This is a genomic window from Mesorhizobium sp. M2A.F.Ca.ET.039.01.1.1, from assembly GCF_003998035.1.
Lineage (GTDB): Bacteria > Pseudomonadota > Alphaproteobacteria > Rhizobiales > Rhizobiaceae > Mesorhizobium.
The window spans coordinates 1-4369 of record NZ_RZRY01000545.1 but is presented as its reverse complement, the minus strand read 5'-3'; the positions used below and the strand labels follow the sequence as shown (position 1 = coordinate 4369).

The 4369-nt window shown below is 63.1% G+C and carries 5 protein-coding genes and 1 pseudogene; 4 read left to right on the top strand and 2 right to left on the bottom strand.

From position 1 onward, the window contains the following. Positions 1 to 225 (bottom strand): annotated as a pseudogene (locus EOA24_RS28850) (lytic transglycosylase domain-containing protein); the annotation flags it as partial. Positions 226 to 516: 291 nt separating this feature from the next. On the opposite strand from EOA24_RS28850, the gene dapA reads away from it, so the two are divergent. From dapA to EOA24_RS28835, 3 genes are all read left to right on the top strand, one after another. Further along, positions 517 to 1398: a 4-hydroxy-tetrahydrodipicolinate synthase gene (gene dapA, locus EOA24_RS28845; RefSeq protein WP_126078325.1), complete on the top strand. Its 882-nt coding sequence runs from the start codon at positions 517 to 519 to the stop codon at positions 1396 to 1398. Between the two features lie 25 nt (positions 1399 to 1423). Continuing rightward, entirely contained in the window at positions 1424 to 1903 is a 480-nt protein-coding gene (gene smpB, locus EOA24_RS28840) for an SsrA-binding protein SmpB (protein WP_041002108.1), read from the top strand. A 77-nt stretch (positions 1904 to 1980) separates the two neighbouring features. Beyond that, entirely contained in the window at positions 1981 to 2706 is a 726-nt protein-coding gene (locus EOA24_RS28835; protein ID WP_126078324.1) for a GH25 family lysozyme, read from the top strand. Between the two features lie 26 nt (positions 2707 to 2732). Here the strand turns inward: EOA24_RS28835 and EOA24_RS28830 are convergent, their stop codons facing one another. Next, on the bottom strand, positions 2733 to 3671 hold the full coding sequence (locus tag EOA24_RS28830) for a DMT family transporter (RefSeq protein WP_245467158.1): 939 nt from the start codon (positions 3669 to 3671) through the stop codon (positions 2733 to 2735). Between the two features lie 120 nt (positions 3672 to 3791). Here EOA24_RS28830 and EOA24_RS28825 point away from each other — a divergent pair, with 120 nt between their 5' ends. Then, on the top strand, positions 3792 to 4265 hold the full coding sequence (locus EOA24_RS28825; protein WP_126078323.1) for an Lrp/AsnC ligand binding domain-containing protein: 474 nt from the start codon (positions 3792 to 3794) through the stop codon (positions 4263 to 4265). Positions 4266 to 4369: the final 104 nt, after the last annotated feature.

Here is a 4369-nt window from a genome sequence, read left to right as displayed (position 1 = left end):
GCGCGCGCCGGCAATGTTGTTGGCGGCAAGCGCGTCGAGGCCGCTCTTCAGTTGCGCGATGTCGGTGGGTAGGACGGCCGGCATCTGGCCAGGCGCTTGAGGTACGTCTGGCGCCGGGATGGAAGCCGTCACGCGCGCGTCGACGCTGCCGCCGATCGCCATGGTGGGCGTCAGCGCGACGATCGCGCCGAAAAGCGCGAAGAGATGAGGCCGCCTCGTCGGCATGGTTGCAATCCTAGCACATCGTCAGCAGGCGCGGGCACTAGAGAACCCGATGCAAAGCCTAGACTTAGGTCGTGAAGGGCTCGTAAACAAAAGGTTATCGAGGCCGTTCGAATTGCGCTTGCTGGCACTACGCCGATGCTTGCCGCTAAACCATGTCGAGACTATGGTGCGCGGCTTCGCTTTCGGTTAGAAGGCGCGCAAACAAAACAGACGCATGTCGCCCAAAAGTGGGAACCGGTTTTGGGATAACGACATGCGTAAACAGACAAAGTTCCAAGGAGTTTGGAAGATATGCTGAGAGGCTCGCTGACCGCGCTCGTCACACCGTTCGAAAAGAGCGGGCGTTTCGACGAGAAAGCCTTTCGCGCTTTCGTCGAATGGCAGATCGCCGAGGGCACCACGGGCCTCGTCCCGGTCGGCACCACAGGCGAGTCGCCGACGCTGTCGCATGAGGAGCACCGCCAGGTCGTGAAGGTCGCCATCGAGGTGGCCAAGGGCCGTGTTCCGGTCGTCGCCGGCGCCGGCTCCAACAACACCGAGGAAGCGGTCGGACTAGTGCAATATGCCGAGAAGGCCGGCGCCGATGCCGCCCTTGTCGTCACCCCTTACTACAACAAGCCCACGCAGCGCGGCCTTTACGCGCATTTCGCCGCCGTCGCCAAGGCGACCAGGCTGCCGATCATCATCTACAACATCCCGCCGCGCTCGGTGATCGACATGACGCCGGAGACGATGGGCAGGCTGGCGCACGACTTCAAGAACATCGTCGGCGTCAAGGATGCGACAGGCAAGGTCGAGCGCGTCTCCGAGCAGCGCATGACCTGCGGCAAGGACTTCATCCAGCTCTCGGGCGAGGATGCCTCCGCGCTCGGCTTCAACGCCCATGGCGGCGTGGGCTGCATCTCGGTGACGTCGAATGTCGCGCCGCGGCTCTGCGCCGAATTCCAGGAAGCGACACTCTCCGGCGACAGTGCCAAGGCGCTCGAGCTGCAGGACCGGCTCTTGCCGCTGCATAAGGCGATCTTCATCGAACCCGGCCTGTGCGGCGCCAAATATGCGCTCTCGAAGCTTGGCAAGGTCGAAAACGTGGTGCGCTCGCCACTGGTGACGATCGAGGCCTCGACGGCCGAAAAGATCGACCAGGCGATGAAGCATGCCGGCTTGATTAATTAGGGATGAGGCGCCACCTCTCCGCATTATGAATCAAGTCAAGAAAGCCGACCCGAACAACAGGACGGTCGCCGAAAACCGCAAGGCGCGCTTCTCCTACGAGGTGCTCGACACGATCGAGACCGGCCTGGTGCTGACCGGCACCGAGGTCAAGTCGCTGCGCCAGGGCCAGGCCAACATCCAGGAATCTTACGCCTCCGCCGAGGGCGGCGAGATCTGGCTGATCAATTCCTATCTGCCGGAATACCTGCAGGCCAATCGCTTCAACCACGAGCCGCGCCGGCGCCGCAAATTGCTGGTCTCGAAGCGCGAGATGGCCAAGCTGTCGCAAAGCGTCGAGCGCGAGGGCATGACGCTGGTGCCGCTGAAGATCTATTTCAACGACCGCGGCCGCGCCAAGCTGCTCTTGGCGATCGCCCGCGGCAAGAAATTGCACGACAAGCGCGAGACCGAAAAGCAGCGCGACTGGTCGCGCGAGAAGGGCCGACTGCTGAAGGAGCGCGGCTGAGCTTTCGCCGCTGGCGGAAAAAGCCACCGGTCAGCTTCTTGGTTCAGGCCTAACAGCATTTCGGACGGGGGGTGGTCTTGGGCAAGCGGATCGTTTTCTGGGGCCTGGCCAGTGTGGTTGTCGCCTGTGCCGTCGCGGCCGGCGCCTATTTCTGGTTCCGTGGCTTTTCGCCGGATCGCGAGGAATTCCCGATCCGGGGCATCGACGTCTCGCATCATCAGGGCAAGATCGACTGGCGGCGCGTCGCGGCCGACGATGTCGCCTTCGCCATCATCAAGGCCACCGAAGGCGGCACCCATGTCGACACCCTGTTCGCCACGAACCTACGCGAAGCCCGCGCGGCCGGCCTCGCGGTCGGCGCCTATCACTTCTTCACCTTCTGCCGGCCGGGCGCCGACCAAGCGAAGAATTTTATCGCTGTGGTGCCGCGCGGCGAACCGCTTTTGCCGCCGGTGGTCGACATCGAGTTCGGCGGCAACTGCCCGCAACGGCCGTCGCCCGAGCAGTTGAACACCGAGCTTGCCGCTTTCCTCGGCCCGGTCGAGGCGGCCTTCGGCAAGCAGGCGATCTTCTACCTGACCGATGAAGCGGCCGACGCCTATTCCGCAACCATCATCGCGCGCCGGCGCTGGCTGCGTTCGCTGGCGATCAGGCCGCGCGAAAACGACTGGATCTACTGGCAGTATCACAATATGGGCCGCGTCGACGGCATCGAAGGCGATGTCGATCTCAACGTTCTCAAAGGCAGCCGCGAGACGCTGGCCGAGTTGTTCGCGCCGACGCCTTCAACTGCCGGCCCTTGAAGTGTGTTTGCCGCGCGGCCGAAGGCTCACGATCCTCCCGGCGCCGGTTCACTGAGACGTCTGCTGGCAATACGCCCTCCGATCGCTGACAAGCCCATCCCGGCGGCCATGATGGCTATGGCTGCGACCTGGATCGTCATCGGCGTTTCGCCGAGTACGGCCATGCCGACAACCACCGTGGCGATCGGTATGCCGGGCAGGAACAGCGATGCCGCCTGCGGCCCCAATTGCCGGACGATGTAGGTATAGAGGAACATGGCCGCCGCGCCGGCCAGAATCCCCTGGATCACGATCTGACCGATGATTTCCCCGACGGCCGCTGCATGGATTTGGCTTGGCGCCAAGAGATAGAGAACCGGCAGCGGCAGGCAGGACAGGAGCACCACCGCGGCCGTCGCCGGGACGGGATCGGCATGCCAGCGCCTGACAAGAACGGCATAGGTCGAAAACATCAGCCCCGATCCGATGAAAAGCATGTCGCCGAAGAGAACGCTGCCTGTTCCTCGCGCCGGCGCGAGGAACAGGAACAGGCCGGCGATGATCGCGAGGACGCCGATGGTCCGTTGCCGCGAAGCGCCGTCATGGAACACGATGCGCGACAGCAGGAACGAGAAGAAGACGATTGATGCTGGGCAGAGCGCCGCCGCATTAGCGGCAGGGGCATAGGTCAGACCCCAATTGATGATCAGCGGATAAGGCAGTCCGGCCAGCGCCGCCAAGGCCAAGGCTCGTCGCCAGCCAAGCGCTCTCATGCCTGCGAAGCCACCGCGCCAGGCGATCGGCAGAAAGACCACCGCGGCGCCGCCAAAGCGCAAGACGGCTAGGTCCGTCGCCGTCAGATGCTCCCGGAGGCTGAAGCGGGCGGCGACGAATTGGATGGCATAGATGCCGATCATGGTCAGGCCGGCGAAAATCGCCAGTGTCGTGCTTCCCGAGTCTCGTTCGCTTGCCACACTGTCACCCATATGTCGTCCGGGCGGACCACCGGCACGATGAAAGTGCAGGCTCTTGTTCAGTTCGCTGTGTTGAAATACGCTCCTTTTTGGAAATCGTAGCGATATTCACGCTATAAGGGGCGTTCTGAAGTGAATCCGGAAGCCAGCGATCTCGACGCGGTCGACCGCAATCTTCTTCGACTGCTGCAGGAGGATGGGCGTCGCACCACACTTGATCTGGCGGCGCGTGTCGGCCTGTCGCCGACCGGCACCAGCCTGCGCGTAAAGCGGCTGTTTCGCGAGGGTTACATCACCGCGGTCAGGGCCGTGCTCAATCCGGCAAAGATCGGGCGTGGCACGCTCGTCTTCATCGAGGTTCGTCTCGACCATACGGCGCCGCATATTTTCGAGCGGTTTGCCGAGGCGGTGATCAAGTCGCCAGAGGTGCTGGAATGCCATATGGTCGTCGGCGGCTTCGACTATCTGGTGAAGGCGCGCATCTCCGAAATGGCCGCCTATCAGGATTTCCTGACCCGGGTCATCCTGCCGCTGCCCGGCGTGAAGGAGACGCACACTTACGCCTCGATCGGCGACGTGAAGCCGGATGCGCTGCTGCCGGTATGAGCGGGTGGGCAGCGCACCTAAGGTGATTTGGGTCTAGCCCCTCAGGAACGCTGCGATCTCGCTGAACACGCTGACGAACATCTGTTCCGTCAGCACGCCCGTAT